This window comes from Halomonas sp. A40-4 (genome assembly GCF_015767635.1).
Taxonomy (GTDB): Bacteria; Pseudomonadota; Gammaproteobacteria; order Pseudomonadales; family Halomonadaceae; genus Vreelandella; species Vreelandella janggokensis.
In genome coordinates, this window is sequence record NZ_CP065230.1 from 2,338,530 (window position 1) to 2,355,510 (window position 16,981).

Sequence of the window (16,981 nt, forward strand, 5' to 3'; positions counted from 1 at the left end):
CAATCTCCTTCCCACTAGTCCGCCTCTCTATCAGGAGGCACGTCCAATAACCTTAGCGCATTACCTGTCACACTTGAGAATACCGGCGCTGCCACGGCACCCCCATAGAATTCGCCTGCCTTGGGATGGTCGATCATGACCACCGTCACGATGCGCGGATCCGAGATCGGGGCAATCCCGGCAAACACACTACGGTAAGCGTCTTTGGCATATCCCCCCTGGCCGGATTTACGAACCGTCCCGGTCTTACCACCTACACGATAACCTTCAACCCGAGCTCGTCGGCCACCCGTATAAGCGGCGACCGAGCTTTCCAGAATATCCAGCAAGTCATTAGCAACCCGGGGCTCTATGGCAGGGATGCCTTGAGGTGACTCAGAAAGACGCAGCAGCGAGGGCGGCAAACGCTTGCCGTCATTGGCAAGCGCTGTATAAGCACTCGCCAACTGAACGGCTGAAACCGACAGGCCGTAGCCATAGGACAGTGCGGCCCGCTCGCTGCGCGACAGGCGTATCGGTGAGGGCAAGTGGCCGGTGGCTTCACCGGGGAATCCCGTTTCCGTACTTTGGCCAAGGCCAAGCTGCCGGTACTTTTCCCAGATCTCCGTGTCATCAAGCTCAAGGGCAAGATGCGACATGCCAATATTGGAGGACTTTTCGAGAATGCCCGCTAGATCCAGCTCACCGTAATTACGAAAATCGCGGATCGTGTACTCGTCGATCCGCATCCAGCCCGGTGACGTGTCCACAATGGTATCGCGATCAAAGCCCTCGTTTTCCAACACCGCCGACATCGCCAGCGGTTTCATTACCGAGCCGGGCTCGAAAACATCGACCAACGCCTGGTTGCGCAGCCCGCGGGGGTCTAGCCCTGCCCGATTATTCGGGTTATAGGAGGGTAGATTGGCCATGGCAAGCACTTCACCACTGCGGGCATCCATCATGACCAGAACACCACCATCCGCCTTGTTTTCAACGACCGCTGACCGGAGTTCCCGGTAGGCCATGTACTGCAATCGCTGATCAATTGAGAGGGTCAAATCGCCACCCGGCTGAGCTTCACGAATAACATCCAGCTCCCTGACCAGTCGGCCACGACGATCCTTGATAATGCGTCGCTGCCCCGGACGACCGGCCAGGTGAGGCTGGTAGGCAAGCTCAAGCCCTTCCTGTCCGACATCATCAACGTTGGTCACGCCAAGCAGCTGTGCCGCCACTTCACCTGCGGGGTAGTAACGCTTGTATTCCCGCTGGGGGTAGACCCCTGGTGTGCGCAAATCGAGGATACGTTGAGCGGCTTCAGGCGTCATTTGGCGACGCAGGTACATGAACTCATGCTCGCTATAGCGCGCCACTCGAGCTTCAAACGACTCCAGCGACATACCCAGTGCCTGGGCCAGGACGATACGCTGAATCGCATCGTCGGGTAGTTCCTGGGGGTTCGCCCAAAGCGTAACTACTGGCGTGGAGATCGCCAGCGGCTCGCCATTGCGATCAGTAATCATCCCCCGGTGGGCAGGGATGACCTCATTACGCAGCGTACGCGCATCCCCCTGGCTTTGCAGAAAAGGTCGGTCGATCACCTGCAGCAAGGTAATCCGCCCTATCAGGATCGCGGACGCCAGGACAATAAGCAGCATGACAAAGAAAAACCGCCCACCCGGCAGCGGAGGAGCGACAGGCGCTTGGCGTGAACTGACGCCCCGGCGCTGAGTGCTCATGGCCGAATTACCTCAACGTCATCAACATCGGGAATACGCATCCCCAGACGCTGTGTGGCAATCTGCTCTATGCGCGCAGGCGTTGACCACGCGCCTTCCTCCAGCAGTAGCTGACCCCATTCAGTGTTCAACTGGTTCCGCTCTTGCTCTAGTTGCTGTAGCTGAGCGTACTGCCCCCGGGTCGCATGGGTGGTCACGACGACGCAAAAAGCCGTTGCCAGGCAGGCTAAAAAAAGCAGGCTAAGAGCCACTGGCCAGGGCCGCAGACGTAAAGAAAACGGCCATCCGGCCTGCAAAGAAGACCACCACCGATCAAGTTGCTCCAAACTCATACTGACATCCGTGATCACTCTCGTTTGCGCGCAGCACGCATGACCGCACTTCGGGCACGCGGGTTCTCGGCCACTTCGGCATCGCTCGGCCGTTTTCCTTTACCCAACGCCTCGAGACGACGACTCAACTGGTCATCACGAATCGGCACGCCCTTGGGTAGATGTGTATCGCCTCGCACATGATGGCGAATAAAACGCTTGACCCGGCGATCCTCGAGCGAATGGAAGCTAATAACCACCAAATGCCCCCCCGGCGCCAAGGCCTCGAGGGCAGCCTCAAGCGCGGCATCCAACTGTTCCAACTCGCCGTTTAAATAAATCCGCAGGCCCTGAAATGCCTTGGTGGCCGGATGACGGCCTTTTTCCCATGCCGGATGGGCAGCTTTCAGTACGTCGGCCAAGTCCACCGTATGCGTAAATGGCGCCTCGGCCCGCCTATTGACGACCGCCCGCGCAAGCCGTTTTCCAAAGCGTTCTTCGCCATAGGCTTTGAATACGTGCGCGATAGTGGCTTCACTGGCGTGAGCAAGAAATTCCGCGGCGCTTTCCCCTTGACCGGGATCCATACGCATATCCAGAGGGCCATTGCGCATAAAGCTGAAACCCCGCTCAGGGTCATCAAGCTGTGGCGATGACACGCCAACATCGAGCAAGACCCCGGCAAGCTTGCCGTGCACACCCTGCTCGCGGGCAACATCGCCCAGCCGGGCAAAGTCGCGCTGTACCATGGTAAATCGTGAATCGGCGATATCTGCCGCCGCCGACACGGCTTGAGGATCCCGGTCGAGGGCAATCAAGCGACCTAGCTCATTCAAGCGCGACAAAATGACCCGGGAATGGCCGCCACGGCCAAAGGTGCCATCAAGGTATATGCCATCAGGTTGATGAACGAGGACATCGACAGCGCCGTCCAGTAGCACACTGGTATGCTCGAATGGAGCGCTAGCCTGATCAGATGACGGCATGGTAAAGCTCACAGGTAGTCCAGGTCACAGGTAGTCCAGGTCACAGACAGTACACTCACAGGAGAATGAGGGGCATGCCTGGGCATGCCCCGATGAATGGGGAGTCGGCCGATAAGCCGGGTTCTGTCGTGGACAGTCATTCCTCTAGGCACTGCGTTACCACAGCGCTCAAGCAACCTACCCGGACCCAGCGCGGGCCACGCCATTGGGTCCCTATTTGGTCTTGCTCCGAGTGGGGTTTACCTTGCCACGCACTGTTGCCAGGCGCGCGGTGCGCTCTTACCGCACCCTTTCACCCTTACCGGCCCCGAAGGGCTTAGGCGGTCTACTCTCTGCTGCACTTTCCATCGGCTCACGCCGCCCAGGCGTTACCTGGCACTCTGCCCTATGGAGCCCGGACTTTCCTCCCCCAACACCTTTTGAGGGGCATTAGCGGCGACTGTCTGGCCAACTCCGGCGGCAAGCATACCAGTGCCCAACGTTCGCCTCAATGCTCGCCTTTCATGCCTTGCAAGCGGGCATACCAGGTTTGCTTACGACCGCCGAACAGGCGGGCAGCAACACTTGCCGCCTGTTTGACACCAATGCCTTCTGCTAGCAACGTCTCAAGCAGGGTGTCGGCGTCAATCGCCTGCTGCTCACTTTGCGCTACCGGCGGCGAACCTGCGACGATCACGACAAACTCGCCGCGCGCCTGATTCGGATCGCTGGACAACTGCGCCAGCAACGACGACGGCGTACCGTGCAGAAATGTCTCGAAGGTTTTGGTCAGCTCGCGAGCCAGGACGACCTCGCGGCCTTCCAGCTGTTCATGCAAGGCCTCCAGGGTATGAACGATACGATGCGGGGATTCGTAAAATACCAGCGTCTCCTCGCGCACCTTCCAAGCCTCCAGCGCCTGTCGTCTCGCGCCGGGCTTAGCAGGCAGAAACCCGCCAAATACAAAGCGATCGGTAGGCAAGCCGGCTGCAGACAACGCGGTAATCAGTGCGCAGGGGCCAGGTATCGGCACAATATGACGATTACGCGCGCGCAGTTCACGCACCAATACGAACCCCGGGTCGCTGATCAGCGGTGTCCCGGCGTCGCTGATCAAGGCAATATCCTCCCCCGCTTCAAGGTAGCGATCCAGGCTATCGACCCGTCGCGCTTCATTGTGCTCGTGCAACGATACCATCGGCTTATTCAAGCCCAGATGCGACAGCAAGCGGGCGCTGTGACGAGTATCCTCAGCGGCAACGCGGGCCACCTCACCCAGCAGTCGCACGGCGCGGGCAGAAAGATCATCCAAATTCCCAATCGGCGTGGCGACCACGTACAATGTACCCGGCGGTGTATGTGTCATCGTGACTCCCAATTCGTCAATGGCTTGCCCCTCGGTACGCTATGCTTGTGCAATAGTCGCCAAATCGTTGACAAGCAGCGACGGCGCAAATGGAAACTAAGGAAGGATACATGAAACAGTCATTACGTGGCTTTCTTGCCGCTACGCTCATGGCGCTTTTCGTTGCGGGCTGTGCGACACAGCCCCCCGGCGTCGTTGATCGAGTACCCGACGAGGACCCTGGTCGCCTGCTTAGCCAGGCGGAAGAACAGGCCCCGGAAGAAGCAGCCAGAACGCGCCTAGAGGCGGCCAATATTTTTGCCCGCCAGGGCCAACGCGAAAATGCCTTTGAGGCGGCTGACAACATTGACGAACAAGCGCTGTCCGAAGCAAACCGGGTTCGCTGGGCACTCCTTTTTTCCGAGTTAGCCCGCGCACTCAATGAACCTGACAGCGTCTTGCGCGCCACCCAGGTGCTTGATGACGAGTTGCCGATGCAGGCCGACCAGCAGCGCACGCTTGAAGACCGCCAGCGCTGGGCTCGCGAAGCGCTCGACAAACCCGATCCGGAACGCTTTGCACTGCCTGAACTCGAAGGCGAAACGATCAACCGTATCGTCGTGGCACTCCCCGAATCCGGCGCGCTCAGCAGCGTCGCCGAGACCATTGCCTCCGCCATGCGCCGCCATCACGACATCACCGGCGACAATGTACAACTGAGCTTCCTGGATGCTTCGCAGTACTCGCTCAACGAGCTTTATGATCGCGCCCAGCAGATGAACACCCAGGTGATGATTGGGCCGCTGGACAAGGAACTGGTCACTCAGCTTGAACAGCGCGACAGTGTTCCCGTGCCGACATTGGCCCTCAACTACGGGAGTGGCGATCGCAATCAAGCCAAGCGGCTTTTCCAATACGGCCTCTCGGCTGAAGATGAAGCGCGTCAGGCCGCACGCCGCGCTTGGCAGGATGGCCACCGCCAAATGGCACTTATGGTACCCGATAACAACTGGGGGCAGCGCGTCGGCGAAGCTTTCTGGAACGAGTGGCATCGCCAGGGAGGCGATATCAGCAACGCAGTGCGCTACAACCCTGACAATCCGGTTTCTGATGCGGTAAAGACAGCCTTGAACGTTCGCGGTGAGCGCGCCCAGTTGAATGATATTGATGCCCTCTTCCTACTCGCGCTACCTGACTATGCTCGCCAGGTGCCGCCCACCATGGATTACTACTACGCGCCCGATCTTCCCATCTATGCCACTTCCCACCTTCACGAAGGACGGGGTCAGACGCGCCTTGACCAGGACCTCAATGACGTCATGTTCATGGACATCCCCTGGCAAATTCCTGATGCCGCCGTGGGTGGTGAAGAAGTACTGCCTTTCTACGACAGCTACCAGCGCCTCCGGGAAGAGCCCGATGCCTCGATGTTCCGATTAATGGCCATGGGTGTCGATGCCTATGAAATTGCCACAAGCCTGTCTGATTTTTCTGCACTGGAAGGCTTTGATGGCAGCACAGGCAAGCTGTTTCTCACCGGTGACGGCAGGATCTATCGCGAGCTGCCCTGGGCCAAGTTCCAGAACGGGACACCTGTGCCGATTTTAATCCCGGGCTTGATGAGCAATGAAGAAGACAACGACGCAAGCGATGACGACTAGCTCGAAGACGGCACGAGCGCGCGGGCAAGCCATTGAGCAGCTTGCCGCGCAATGGCTGCAGCAGCAGGGACTGCGCTTAATCGCCAGTAATCACCATGTTAAAGGCGGTGAGCTTGACCTGATCATGGAAGATGCGGATATTCTGGTTTTTGTAGAGGTCAAACATCGCAAATCGAGCCGCTACGGGCATCCTCTCGAGTCCGTAACGGCTCAGAAACAGCAGCGGCTTATCCGGGCCGCACGCCTTTATTTGGCCTCCAGGCGACACCCGTCAGCGTGTCGTTTTGATGTTATCGCCATGACCGGCATGCCCCCTCAGATGGAAGTCGAGTGGGTAAAAGCCGCTTTTGATGCCTTTTGAATCGACAACCAGGAAGCCCTAATGGACTTTCAACCACGCATACTGGACCACTTCAACGCCAGCATTGATACCAAAACCTACGCCAGCGAAGTGCTGCCGCCTTTTATTGAGGTCGCCAGTCAGATGATGGTGCAATGCTTGGTAAGCGAAGGCAAAATCCTTGCCTGCGGAAACGGCGGCAGCGCGGGAGATAGCCAACATTTCTCGTCAGAGTTGCTCAACCGCTTTGAGCGCGAGCGGCCGAGCTTACCGGCACTGGCGTTAACCACGGATACCTCCACGCTAACCTCGATCGCCAACGACTATACGTATAATGAAGTATTTTCTAAGCAGATCAGGGCGTTAGGTCAACCGGGCGACATACTCCTGGCCATTTCGACAAGTGGCAATTCGGCTAATATTGTGCAGGCTATACAAGCCGCTCACGACCGTGACATGACAGTCGTGGCGTTAACCGGCCGGGATGGCGGTGACATGGCATCGCTACTGGGTCAGGATGACTGCGAAATTCGTGTGCCGGCGACCTCCACGGCACGCATCCAGGAAGTGCACTTGTTGGTCATCCACTGCCTTTGCGACTTAATCGATGAGCAACTATTCGGCGGCTAACCCCGCCCTGCCGAAAATGAAAAGGAACCTATCAATGACTCCAAACCTCTCAGCCTCACGTTTTTCTCGTTTGTTAATGGCCGCCACCCTGGGTGCCAGTATTCTGCTCGCAGGTTGCGCGACCAATACCGCTGTCGATGCTTCAAATTACGGTCAACGTGGCGAAGATGTCGTTGCCATTGACGAAACAATTGAACGAGAAGTCGGGCGTGCGCTGGACCGAGCTGACGGACGGCTGGGTGACGCTCGCATTCGCCCCCATAGCTTCAATGGCGTCGTGCTGCTGGTAGGCCAAGTGCCCAGCGAAGAATTGCGCGAGATGGCCGGAAACGTCACCGCTGACTTACGTGGTGTCAATGACGTACACAACGAGCTCACGGTGTCGGCCCGCCTACCCAGCACCCAACGCTTGACCGACACCTGGCTAACCAGCAATGTTATCGCTCAGCTGGCGACCAATGACCGCATTGACTCTTCAAAGCTCAAGGTCACGACGGAAAACGCCAGCGTTTACATCATGGGAATGGTGACGCGTGAAGAAGCGGACCGCATCGTCAATACGGCTTCCAACGTGGCCGGCGTCCAGCGGATTGTAAAAGTCTTCGAGTATATCGACTGACCCGACGCGAAAAATAAATGAAAAAGCCTCGCTGTTTTGAACAGCGAGGCTTTTTCATTTAGGAAGACTCCGAAGGAAGTCTATCGCGTTACTTCACCACCCGGAGCGATGGTTTTTTCTTGCCGGGCTTATCCTTTGATTCACTGTCTGATTCCGACGTTTTCGTTGGCATTTCCTCAGAGGAAGAATCCGCCTCACCGGTTGATTCGGTCGCCGCCAATGTTGGCTTGCTTGGCGGAGTGGCTTCGTCTTTCGCCTCTTCCTCGCCCTCGAGCGGAGTTAATTCCGGCTCGTGACCGAACACCATACCAGCGCCGTTTTCCCGGGCATAAATCGCGATGAGTGCCGGCGTTGGAATCATCACCTGCATGGGCTGCCCACCGAAACGCGCATTAAAACCAATGGCCTGGTTTTCCATAAACAGGTCGCGAACCGCTGTAGGCGCAACATTGAGTACGATTTGGCCGTTTTGCACAAATTGACGCGGCACTTCAACACCAGGCTGAGTGGCATCCACCACCAGGTGCGGCGTGAGTTCGTTGTCCAACAACCACTCGTAAAGCGCTCGGGCAATATAAGGACGGCTCGATTTCATCTCGTCTCGCTCCTCCCAGAGAGAAGGCCCCGCCAGGCGAGGCCTGAGTGGGTTCAGGCACGCATCTCTTTTTCACGCTCATTCAATGCGGCTTTAAATGCGTCTCGCTCGAACACCCGCGACATATAGTTTAATAGCGGCTTTACCTGTTTTTCCGGCAACTCAATATTCAGTGCCGGCAAACGCCATAGTATCGGCGCCAGACAGCAGTCCACCAGAGTGAATTCGTCACTCATGAAATACGGCATGTCTTCAAAAATAGGTGAAATGCCGATCAGGCTCTCGCGCAGCTCTTTACGTGCTTTTTCGGCTTCTTTTTTTCCACCGCTGGTGATTTGTTCGACCATCGGGCACCACTCGCGTTCGATGCGATGCATCCAAAGGCGGCTCTGCGCACGTGCCACGGGGTAGACAGGCAAGAGTGGTGGATGCGGAAAACGCTCATCCAGGTATTCCATCATGACCTTCGACTCGTAAAGCACCAGATCACGATCAAGCAGCGTAGGAACGCTATTGTAGGGGTTCAGGTCGGCGAGCTCGTCAGGGACATTCTCGTCGGAGACATCGACGACGTCGACAGCCACCCCCTTCTCAGCCAACACAATGCGGACACGATGACTGAAATGATCATCATTACCTGAATAAAAAATCATCGACGACCGTTTGGCCACAACTCCCATGAAACCATCCTCGCAACGAATCAATCTTGAATAATAACACGTCCACCCCACCCTTGGGGAAGGCAACGCCATGCATTACGTTAAAGGCTAACACGAAAAAGGCGCACGACTTGACCGTGCGCCCGGGATTGCCCTGAATCAGCGCCTTCAATGAATATCGCGCCAATATTCGCGCTTGAGGAGATAGGCAATGACGGCAAAGATAAACAAAAAGATGAGCACCTTCGGCGCTAACGCCTGCGCCTGAAGCTTCGAGGGCTCTCCCACATAGGCAAGAAAGTTTGTGAGGTCATAAACCGCCTCTTCAAACTCCTCTGGCGAGAGCTCGCCCTGACGAGTAATTTCCAACGTATTACAGCCAGTTTCGCTGCCGGAGGTACCTTCTGATGCATCTGCTTCAGGACATACCTTTTCCTGTACACCCTGAAGCGGCTCCAGCACATTGGGCATGGCGACCAGCTCGAATACCGCATTATTAACCCCGGTAGGACGGCTCGGATCCTGATAGAAACTGAGTAGATAGGAATACAACCAATCAGTGCCGTGCAGCCTAGCTGACAGTGTCAGGTCAGGGGGCGGCGCACCAAACCAGGTCTCACCGTCTTCCTCGCTCATTGACGTTTCCATTTGATCGTTGAACGCCATTTCGGAGGAAAAGATGACATTGTCCTCAATAATGTCCCGTGGAATATCCAAATCCTCAGCGGCGCGCGAAAATCGCTGATACTCAAGCGAGTGGCACCCCATACAATAGTTAACGTAGAGCTTCATGCCATTTTGCAACGACGCCTGATTCTGAAGATCCGGCTCCATGGAGTGCGGGACACCTGCGCCACCGGCAGCCATTGTGGTCATAGGCACCAGAACAGCAATGAGCGCGATCAGTTGTTTTTTCATTAGCCTGTCACCCTTTCCGGAACGGGTTTTGTTCTTTCCAACCGCGTATAGATCGGCATCAACAAGAAATAAGCGAAATAGATCGCCGTACAGACTTGGGCCAATAGTGTTCGCCCCCCTGTTGAAGGCATTACACCTAGAACACCCAGCGTCACAAAGCTTGCCGCAAACAACGCTAACATCAGCTTGGATATCCAGCCTTTATAGCGGATCGAACGCACAGGGCTACGATCCAGCCACGGCAGCACAAACATCACGGCAATGGCCGCCCCCATGCACATCACCCCTAAAAACTTAGCCTCCAAACCGAAAATCGAGAAGGTAATGGCACGCAAAATCGCGTAAAAGGGCGTGAAATACCACACGGGCGCGATGTGGTCGGGGGTTTGTAACGGATTCGCCGGTTCAAAGTTGGGTGTTTCAATGAAATACCCACCCCCTTCCGGGAAATAGAAAACCACAATGCAGAACACAAACAGAAAAACGGCAACGCCAACCAGATCCTTAACCGTGTAATAAGGATGAAAAGGGATACCATCCCGCGGATTACCGGCTTCATCTTTCTTCTGCTTGATATCAATGCCGTCCGGGTTGTTTGAACCCACTTCGTGGAGTGCCACAATGTGCAGCACCACCAACGCGAGAATCACAATCGGCAACGCGACCACATGCAAGGCAAAAAAGCGATTCAGCGTGATGCCTGAAATCAGGTAGTCGCCACGCACCCACTGCGCCAGATCCGAACCAATAAAGGGAATGGCAGAGAACAGTGAAATAATGACCTGCGCACCCCAGTACGACATTTGCCCCCAAGGCAGCAGATACCCCATGAAGGCCTCGGCCATCAGGGTCAAATAAATGGCCATGCCGAAAATCCACACCAGCTCTCGGGGGGCTTTGTAGGAGCCATATAGCAATCCCCGAAACATATGCAGATAGATCACCACAAAGAAGGCTGATGCCCCCGTGGTATGCATATAACGGATAAGCCAGCCCCACTCCACATCGCGCATAATATATTCAATGGAGTCAAAGGCGCCTTCCGCACTGGGGTTGAAGCTCATGGTAAGCCAGATCCCGGTCAGAATCTGATTGACGAGAACCAATAGCGCGAGTGAACCGAAAAAATACCAAAAGTTAAAATTTTTCGGCGCGTAATAGTGCGATAGATGGTCCTGAAAGAACTGCGTTGCCGGAAAGCGGGCGTCAATCCAGCGCATCAGGCCTCGGGGCGCTTTGGTTTTATTCGAATTACCCATCAGGCCGTCTCCTCATCTTCACCGACAACAATGATGTTATCGCCTTCGAAACGATAGGGGGGCACTTCCAGATTGGTCGGCGCCGGTACATTGCTGAACACTCGTCCCGCCAAATCAAACCGTGAGCCATGACAGGGACAAAAGAAGCCACCAGGCCAATCCTCGACGCCAACGCCCGCTGCATCAGGCTCGGGACGATAGACGGGCGAACAACCCAGATGCGTGCAGATACCAATCAGGACACCGATTTCCGGGCGTATGGAGCGCATTTGACCGGCAATATAGGAAGGTTGCTGAGACGCTTGAGATTCAGGGTCAGCGAGGCGGTCAGTGGCAAAGGATTCCGTGCGCTCGATCATTTCGGGCGTTCGGTTGATAATCCAGACGGGTCGCCCTCTCCATTCGACCGTCATACGCTGCCCGGGAGCCAGTTTCGAAACATCGGCCTTAACAGGCGCCCCTGCCGCACGGGCTCTTGCACTCGGCTGCCAAGCTGACACGAACGGGATTGCAACCCCAACCGCTCCTACTGCGCCGACAACCGTCGTCGCGCCTACAAGGAAACGCCGCCGCCCCTTGTTAACGCCGTTATTTGCCATATCCGGCCCCCACTTTTTCCTCACGCAACGCTTAACGTTCCGCAAGAATGACTGTTGTTATTTAATGTCTATGTATAAAGTAGTTTAACCAGCGTGCAGTTCGCCAGGCACGCTTAATCAACGTACACCTTGACGGATGATTGTTATAGCAAAAAAAAGCCCAGGCCAATGGCCTGGGCTTTTTCCACAGTATTTGAGCGTCCGATTAACGCTTGGAGAACTGCGGACGACGACGTGCTTTACGCAGGCCGACTTTCTTACGCTCTACCTGACGTGCATCGCGCGTCACATAACCCGCGGCGCGCAGTGCAGGACGCAGGTCTTCGTTATAATTCATCAGCGCACGGGTAATACCGTGGCGAATGGCACCGGCTTGTGCTGAACCACCGCCGCCTTCAACCGTGACGTAAACGTCGAACTGGTTGAGGGTTTCGGTCAGTTCTAGCGGCTGACGCACAACCATACGACCAGTTACACGACCGAAGTAATTGTCGAGTTCACGGTTGTTGACGGTAATTTTGCCGGAACCCGGCTTCATAAAGACGCGGGCGGTGGAAGTCTTGCGGCGCCCGGTACCGTAATACTGCTGTGTCATGGCGGAGATTTCCTCAGATGTTCAGTTCAAGCGGCTGTTGGGCAGCATGCGGATGCTCGGCACCAGCGTACACTTTCAACTTGGTGTACATGGCACGGCCAAGCGGGCCTTTGGGCAGCATGCCTTTCACGGCAGACTCAATAATACGCTCGGGCGCATGGTCGATCATTTTATCGAACGTCATGGAGCGTAGACCGCCCGGGTAACCAGTATGGCGGTAATAGGTCTTGTCCTTCGCCTTGTTGCCGGTCACTTGGACTTTTTCAGCGTTGATCACCACGATGTAATCGCCGGTATCAACGTGAGGGGTAAATTCGGGCTTGTGCTTACCGCGCAAGCGGCGAGCAATTTCGGTAGCCAGACGGCCGAGCGTCTTGTCCGTTGCGTCGACAACGTACCAATCGCGCTGGACGGACTGCGGCTTAGCACTGAACGTCTTCATGGATGAAATCACCAGTTAAAATGTGTTGGGTACGACACACCGCAATGCGGCGTTGCACCATCCCTATTTTTTTTGGTTGCGGGATCTTGACCCACAACGTGTAGCGAGGCGGTATTCTACAGCAAGCCATCCGTCAAGTTAAGCCTTTATAGGTATTCACCGAGACTTTTCTGGATTTATCTTTTTATGTGGTCATGGTTCATACAGCCAAGTTTCTACGACCAAGTTTCTACGACCGAGTTTTATATGGCTATACTTTATGCCGCTAGGGCTTGTGCGGCAGCGCCAAATATTCATGGGACTGCATCTCCTGCAGCCGAGAGAGCGTTCGCTGGTATTCAAACGTCAGCTTTCCACCTTGATAGAGCGACTCCACCGGCACCTCTGCCGACATCAAGACCTTGACGCCCCGGTCATAGAACTCATCCACCATATTGATAAAGCGCCTTGCCAGATCGTCATCTGCGCCGCGCATAGCAGGGACATTAGAAACGATAATCGTGTGAAATTCGCGTGCCAGCTCGATATAGTCATTTTGGCTACGCGGTCCATCGCAAAGCGCCGCAAACTCAAACCAGGCGATGTCATCGTGCAGCCGGCGAGTCGTCAGCACACGCTGATTAATTTCAAGCGGAGCGTCTTCCTCCCCAGCGTGCCCCGCAATTTCGCGAAAACTGCGTGCCAGCTCTTTTTCGGCGGCGTCGTCGAGCGGCGAGTGAAAGATTTCTGCGCGCTCCAGAGCGCGCAGTCGGTAATCAACACCCGAGTCAACATTCACTACCTGACAATGGCGATTGAGCAAATCGATAGCAGGCAGGAACCGGGCGCGTTGAAGACCGTCTTTATACAGGTCGTCAGGCACGATATTCGACGTTGCCACGAGGACGACACCTCTTTCAAAGAGGGCTTCAAGCAGGTTCGCCAGGATCATGGCGTCGGTGATATCCTTGACGAAGAACTCGTCAAAGCAAATCACCCTCGCCTCACTCGCAAATTTGCTCGCCACCAATGTCAGCGGGTTCTTTTCCCCTTTGTAATGGGTGAGCTCGTTATGCACACGCTGCATGAAGCGATGGAAATGGGTGCGCATTTTATCGGCAAACGGCAGCGATTCGTAGAAAGTATCCACCAGGTACGTTTTGCCGCGACCCACACCTCCCCAGAAATAAAGTCCCTGAACGCTCGGCGTCACCGGCTCTTGAGCGGACGTTTTTTTACCTATCAACCCCGCCACCTTGGCCTTAAGCCCTTTATTGGCAAGGACCGTTTTCGGCACCGTCGTCGGGGTTGACAGCAATGCATCGTATAAACGCTGCAAATGCGCCACTGCCGCTTCCTGGGCCGGGTCGTACTCAAACCCCTCTCGCTTAAGGTCTGCACGATAACGCCCCATCGGCGTCGCCGTATTCGGCGCTGGCCCACCACCGTCCGACGTTGCCCTCATCGTTTAACTCTCCTGTTATTTCCGCCTAGGATTACTGAAAACCAACACAACATAAATAAAGGCAACAAGTATACGTGGTTAGGCTCACCAACGCATGAGCATTGACCCAACCATCATCAAGGCGCCTATAATAGCAATCGACTGTTTCATGCGCTGTATAACCAGCAGCGACAGGCATCAAGGGAGATAAATGTGGAAAGCGAGCCATTAACCTATGCAGCAATAGGCCTTGTGATCGGCTTGATAATCGGCGCAGGATGCTACCGGTTACTCAGCAAAAGCCAGCGTCAACTTGCTTCACTTCGCCAAACACTATTGGAACGTGAACATCAGGTGGCGTCACTCAAGAATGGCGTCAGCCATCAACTGTCCAGTGTGCATGAATCGCTGGCAACGATCCGCCAGGAAACCGACGAGCTGGAAAAAAAGCTGCAAGACGACGCGGGCCAGTGGCAACTAGACCAGCTAACACATCGCCCTGCCGAGTTGACTGACCTTCGCCCTGTAAACGAGCCCAGTGATACGCTGAGTGCACCCGCGACGCCTCGCGACTACGCCGATGGCCAGAACGGCACGTTATCCGAACATTTCGGCCTCAAGGATAAAGAGGCTCGCGACGACACGGCAACACCGCCACGTTACTGAGCGCTTCCAGTGTGAGTTGACCCTCGGCAGCATTGCCGAGGGTCAACGTCATCAAGCTGGATTATCAATATCGACAAATCGGTGCTCAACACCATATTCATCAGCCAACCATTCCCCTAATGCCTGAACACCATAACGTTCAGTGGCATGATGGCCTGCCGCCAGATAATGGATCCCCATTTCTCTGGCAAGATGCGTCGTTCGCTCTGAAATTTCTCCGGAAACAAATGCCTGCGCACCACCTTCAAAAGCGGCACTGATCATATCCTGCGCCCCACCCGTGCACCAGGCGATGCGCTCTATGTCACCCACACCCGGCGCTTCAATGAGCAGTGGTTCTCGCTGCAAGGTCTGGCTTATTTGCCCGGCAAGCGCGGTCGCACTCAGTGGCTTGGCAACGCGCCCAGACCAAAGCAAACCTTCACCCAGCTCCCCATCCAGGCAACCTTCAACTTTCCAGCCAAGCTGCCTGGCCAGCTCAGCGTTGTTGCCCATCTCGCTGTGGGCATCAAGGGGTAGATGATAGGCCAGCAGGTTTATCTCATGATCGAGCAAGGTTTTGATTCGTCTTTGCTTCATGCCCGTAATGGCGACCGGCTCGTTCTTCCAAAAATAGCCATGGTGCACAATCAACATATCAGCCTGCCAGCTCACTGCTTCGTCAAGCAAGGACTGGCAGGCCGTCACGCCGGTCATGACACGGGCTACTCGATCACGACCTGCCACCTGAAGGCCGTTAATTGTAAAGTCTTTAAACTGTGAAGCGCGAAGCTGATGGTCACAGGCTGCTACTAATATATCGCGTTGAATCACCGTTGCTCCTAAGTATCTGCTGGCATCCATGAGATACAAGCCAATAAAATGTTATCATTTATAAGATAACGTCTAGTGTAAAACTGACGACTCGTCAGCGCTATTATCTACCCCTCGACGATCGCCAAAGGAAACCTCAATGAAACGCTTTGTGCTGCCTTATATATGGCCCATCATCACAGGCTTTTTGCTGGCAGCGGTCATCATGTTTGCGTTTCCTGAGCGCTTCCCGCTGCCCTTTCAGCCTTCAGCCCCCCAAACCGCAGACACGCCCTCTCTGGTCACCACGGCAGATCAAGAGACCGACCCAGACCGACCGGCACCTGAAGTCCGGCGAGCGGCACCCCTGAACCGCAACCAGGGCCCTGCCAGCTACGCCGCTGCAGTCAACCAGGCGGCGCCTGCCGTGGTCAACGTCTACTCATCTCGCATCGTCGAACGCGACGAACACCCGCTGATGTCAGACCCGTTCTTTCAGCAGTTTTTCAACGGCGATGACGCCACTACCCATCAACGTATGCTGTCGAGCCTGGGGTCAGGCGTTATCGTCAGTGACGAAGGCTATGTGCTCACCAATCACCATGTCATCAACGGTGCCGACGAAATCCAGGTAGCGCTGCGCGATGGCCGCGAAGTACTCGCTGAAGTGATTGGCACTGACCCTGAAAGTGACCTCGCCGTGCTTAAAATCGACCTGGAAAACCTGCCCGTTATTGAGCTGAGCAATTCAACGGATGTTGCCGTTGGCGATGTCGCCCTGGCCATCGGCAACCCCTTTGGCGTTGGACAGACGGTGACAATGGGGATTATCAGCGCCACCGGGCGTACCCATCTGGGCCTGAACGCCTATGAAGATTTCATTCAGACCGACGCAGCCATTAACCCGGGGAACTCGGGTGGGGCGCTGGTCAACCCGGAAGGCGCGCTGGTGGGCATCAATACGGCCATCTTTTCGCGCTCGGGGGGGTCTCAGGGTATCGGGTTTGCCATTCCAGCCAACCTTGCCCATAGCATTCTGGACGAGTTGGTTACCCAGGGGCGAGTCATCCGTGGCTGGCTGGGGATTGAGGCGCAGGCACTATCTAGAGAGCTTGCCGCCTCTTTCGGCCTACGCACGCCTCAAGGGGTGATTGTCGCTGGCGTTGTGGATGGAGGGCCCGCAGAGAAGGCGGGATTATTGCCTGGCGATGTCCTGCTATCAGTCGATGGCCAACCTATTCTCGATGCGCGCGCCACCATGAGCGATATTGCCTCGATCAAGCCAGGCACCGAGCTACCGCTGACGATTGTCCGCGACGGTGAACGCATGGAGATGACGCTGAATGTTGGTGAGCGCCCCATTCCTTCGACACTTCCACAACCCGACGGAACCCGCCGAAGTGACAATGATGAAGGCGAACCAACCCAGCCCTGACGGACT

19 protein-coding genes and 1 other RNA gene are annotated in these 16,981 nt (G+C 55.7%); 6 read left to right on the top strand and 14 right to left on the bottom strand.

Annotation, left to right across the window (positions count from 1 at the left end; translation table 11 throughout):
* Window positions 1-14: 14 nt before the first annotated feature.
* The 5 genes from IT895_RS10900 to rsmI form a co-directional block, all read right to left on the bottom strand.
* Entirely contained in the window at window positions 15-1,721 is a 1,707-nt protein-coding gene (locus IT895_RS10900) for a peptidoglycan D,D-transpeptidase FtsI family protein (protein WP_199283461.1), read from the bottom strand.
* The gene (ftsL, locus tag IT895_RS10905) at window positions 1,718-2,053 is read right to left on the bottom strand and encodes a cell division protein FtsL (protein WP_085918009.1); all 336 of its coding nucleotides are present in this window, start codon (window positions 2,051-2,053) and stop codon (window positions 1,718-1,720) included. The genes IT895_RS10900 and ftsL overlap by 4 nt, the downstream gene beginning before the upstream one ends.
* Window positions 2,054-2,067: 14 nt before the next feature.
* Window positions 2,068-3,018, bottom strand: a complete 951-nt coding sequence (rsmH, locus tag IT895_RS10910) for a 16S rRNA (cytosine(1402)-N(4))-methyltransferase RsmH (protein WP_199283462.1) — start codon at window positions 3,016-3,018, stop codon at window positions 2,068-2,070.
* Window positions 3,019-3,114: 96 nt separating this feature from the next.
* An RNA gene (gene rnpB / locus IT895_RS10915) (RNase P RNA component class A) lies at window positions 3,115-3,473 on the bottom strand.
* Between the two features lie 32 nt (window positions 3,474-3,505).
* On the bottom strand, window positions 3,506-4,363 hold the full coding sequence (rsmI, locus tag IT895_RS10920) for a 16S rRNA (cytidine(1402)-2'-O)-methyltransferase (protein WP_199283463.1): 858 nt from the start codon (window positions 4,361-4,363) through the stop codon (window positions 3,506-3,508).
* Window positions 4,364-4,473: 110 nt separating this feature from the next.
* Here rsmI and IT895_RS10925 point away from each other — a divergent pair, with 110 nt between their 5' ends.
* The 4 genes from IT895_RS10925 to IT895_RS10940 are packed head-to-tail and all read left to right on the top strand — an operon-like array spanning window position 4,474 to window position 7,592.
* Window positions 4,474-6,003 (top strand): penicillin-binding protein activator, encoded by a 1,530-nt coding sequence (locus tag IT895_RS10925; protein WP_199283464.1) that lies wholly within the window; start codon window positions 4,474-4,476, stop codon window positions 6,001-6,003.
* The gene (locus IT895_RS10930) at window positions 5,993-6,364 is read left to right on the top strand and encodes a YraN family protein (protein WP_085918005.1); all 372 of its coding nucleotides are present in this window, start codon (window positions 5,993-5,995) and stop codon (window positions 6,362-6,364) included. The genes IT895_RS10925 and IT895_RS10930 overlap by 11 nt, the downstream gene beginning before the upstream one ends.
* Window positions 6,365-6,385: 21 nt before the next feature.
* On the top strand, window positions 6,386-6,973 hold the full coding sequence (locus IT895_RS10935) for a phosphoheptose isomerase (protein WP_066321086.1): 588 nt from the start codon (window positions 6,386-6,388) through the stop codon (window positions 6,971-6,973).
* A gap of 34 nt (window positions 6,974-7,007) precedes the next feature.
* Window positions 7,008-7,592 (top strand): BON domain-containing protein, encoded by a 585-nt coding sequence (locus tag IT895_RS10940; RefSeq protein ID WP_233337223.1) that lies wholly within the window; start codon window positions 7,008-7,010, stop codon window positions 7,590-7,592.
* 88 nt (window positions 7,593-7,680) lie between these two features.
* Here IT895_RS10940 and IT895_RS10945 read toward each other — a convergent pair whose 3' ends face one another.
* The 8 genes from IT895_RS10945 to zapE form a co-directional block, all read right to left on the bottom strand.
* Window positions 7,681-8,187, bottom strand: coding sequence for a ClpXP protease specificity-enhancing factor (locus IT895_RS10945; protein WP_199283465.1), 507 nt, complete (start codon window positions 8,185-8,187; stop codon window positions 7,681-7,683).
* Between the two features lie 53 nt (window positions 8,188-8,240).
* Complete coding sequence (gene sspA / locus IT895_RS10950) at window positions 8,241-8,867, bottom strand: stringent starvation protein SspA (RefSeq protein ID WP_085918003.1); 627 nt, start codon at window positions 8,865-8,867, stop codon at window positions 8,241-8,243.
* 147 nt (window positions 8,868-9,014) lie between these two features.
* Complete coding sequence (locus tag IT895_RS10955) at window positions 9,015-9,764, bottom strand: cytochrome c1 (protein ID WP_199283466.1); 750 nt, start codon at window positions 9,762-9,764, stop codon at window positions 9,015-9,017.
* Complete coding sequence (locus IT895_RS10960; RefSeq protein ID WP_199283467.1) at window positions 9,764-11,023, bottom strand: cytochrome b; 1,260 nt, start codon at window positions 11,021-11,023, stop codon at window positions 9,764-9,766. The genes IT895_RS10955 and IT895_RS10960 overlap by 1 nt, the downstream gene beginning before the upstream one ends.
* Window positions 11,023-11,622, bottom strand: a complete 600-nt coding sequence (gene petA, locus IT895_RS10965; RefSeq protein WP_199283468.1) for a ubiquinol-cytochrome c reductase iron-sulfur subunit — start codon at window positions 11,620-11,622, stop codon at window positions 11,023-11,025. Before petA ends, IT895_RS10960 begins: the two co-directional genes overlap by 1 nt.
* Window positions 11,623-11,827: 205 nt before the next feature.
* A complete protein-coding gene (gene rpsI, locus IT895_RS10970) occupies window positions 11,828-12,217 on the bottom strand; it encodes a 30S ribosomal protein S9 (RefSeq protein WP_066321105.1) in 390 nt (129 codons plus the stop codon).
* Window positions 12,218-12,230: 13 nt separating this feature from the next.
* Window positions 12,231-12,659 carry a 50S ribosomal protein L13 gene (gene rplM, locus IT895_RS10975; RefSeq protein WP_085917999.1) on the bottom strand — a complete coding sequence of 143 codons (429 nt, stop codon included), beginning with the start codon at window positions 12,657-12,659 and terminating at the stop codon, window positions 12,231-12,233.
* A gap of 265 nt (window positions 12,660-12,924) precedes the next feature.
* Window positions 12,925-14,103, bottom strand: coding sequence for a cell division protein ZapE (gene zapE / locus IT895_RS10980; RefSeq protein ID WP_085917998.1), 1,179 nt, complete (start codon window positions 14,101-14,103; stop codon window positions 12,925-12,927).
* 192 nt (window positions 14,104-14,295) lie between these two features.
* Between zapE and IT895_RS10985 the strand changes: the two genes are divergently transcribed.
* Window positions 14,296-14,748, top strand: a complete 453-nt coding sequence (locus IT895_RS10985) for a YhcB family protein (protein WP_176243638.1) — start codon at window positions 14,296-14,298, stop codon at window positions 14,746-14,748.
* A 51-nt stretch (window positions 14,749-14,799) separates the two neighbouring features.
* Here the strand turns inward: IT895_RS10985 and IT895_RS10990 are convergent, their stop codons facing one another.
* Window positions 14,800-15,561, bottom strand: a complete 762-nt coding sequence (locus IT895_RS10990; protein WP_085917996.1) for a Nif3-like dinuclear metal center hexameric protein — start codon at window positions 15,559-15,561, stop codon at window positions 14,800-14,802.
* Window positions 15,562-15,700: 139 nt separating this feature from the next.
* Here IT895_RS10990 and IT895_RS10995 point away from each other — a divergent pair, with 139 nt between their 5' ends.
* On the top strand, window positions 15,701-16,975 hold the full coding sequence (locus IT895_RS10995; protein WP_199283469.1) for a S1C family serine protease: 1,275 nt from the start codon (window positions 15,701-15,703) through the stop codon (window positions 16,973-16,975).
* The last annotated feature ends 6 nt before the right edge of the window (window positions 16,976-16,981 follow it).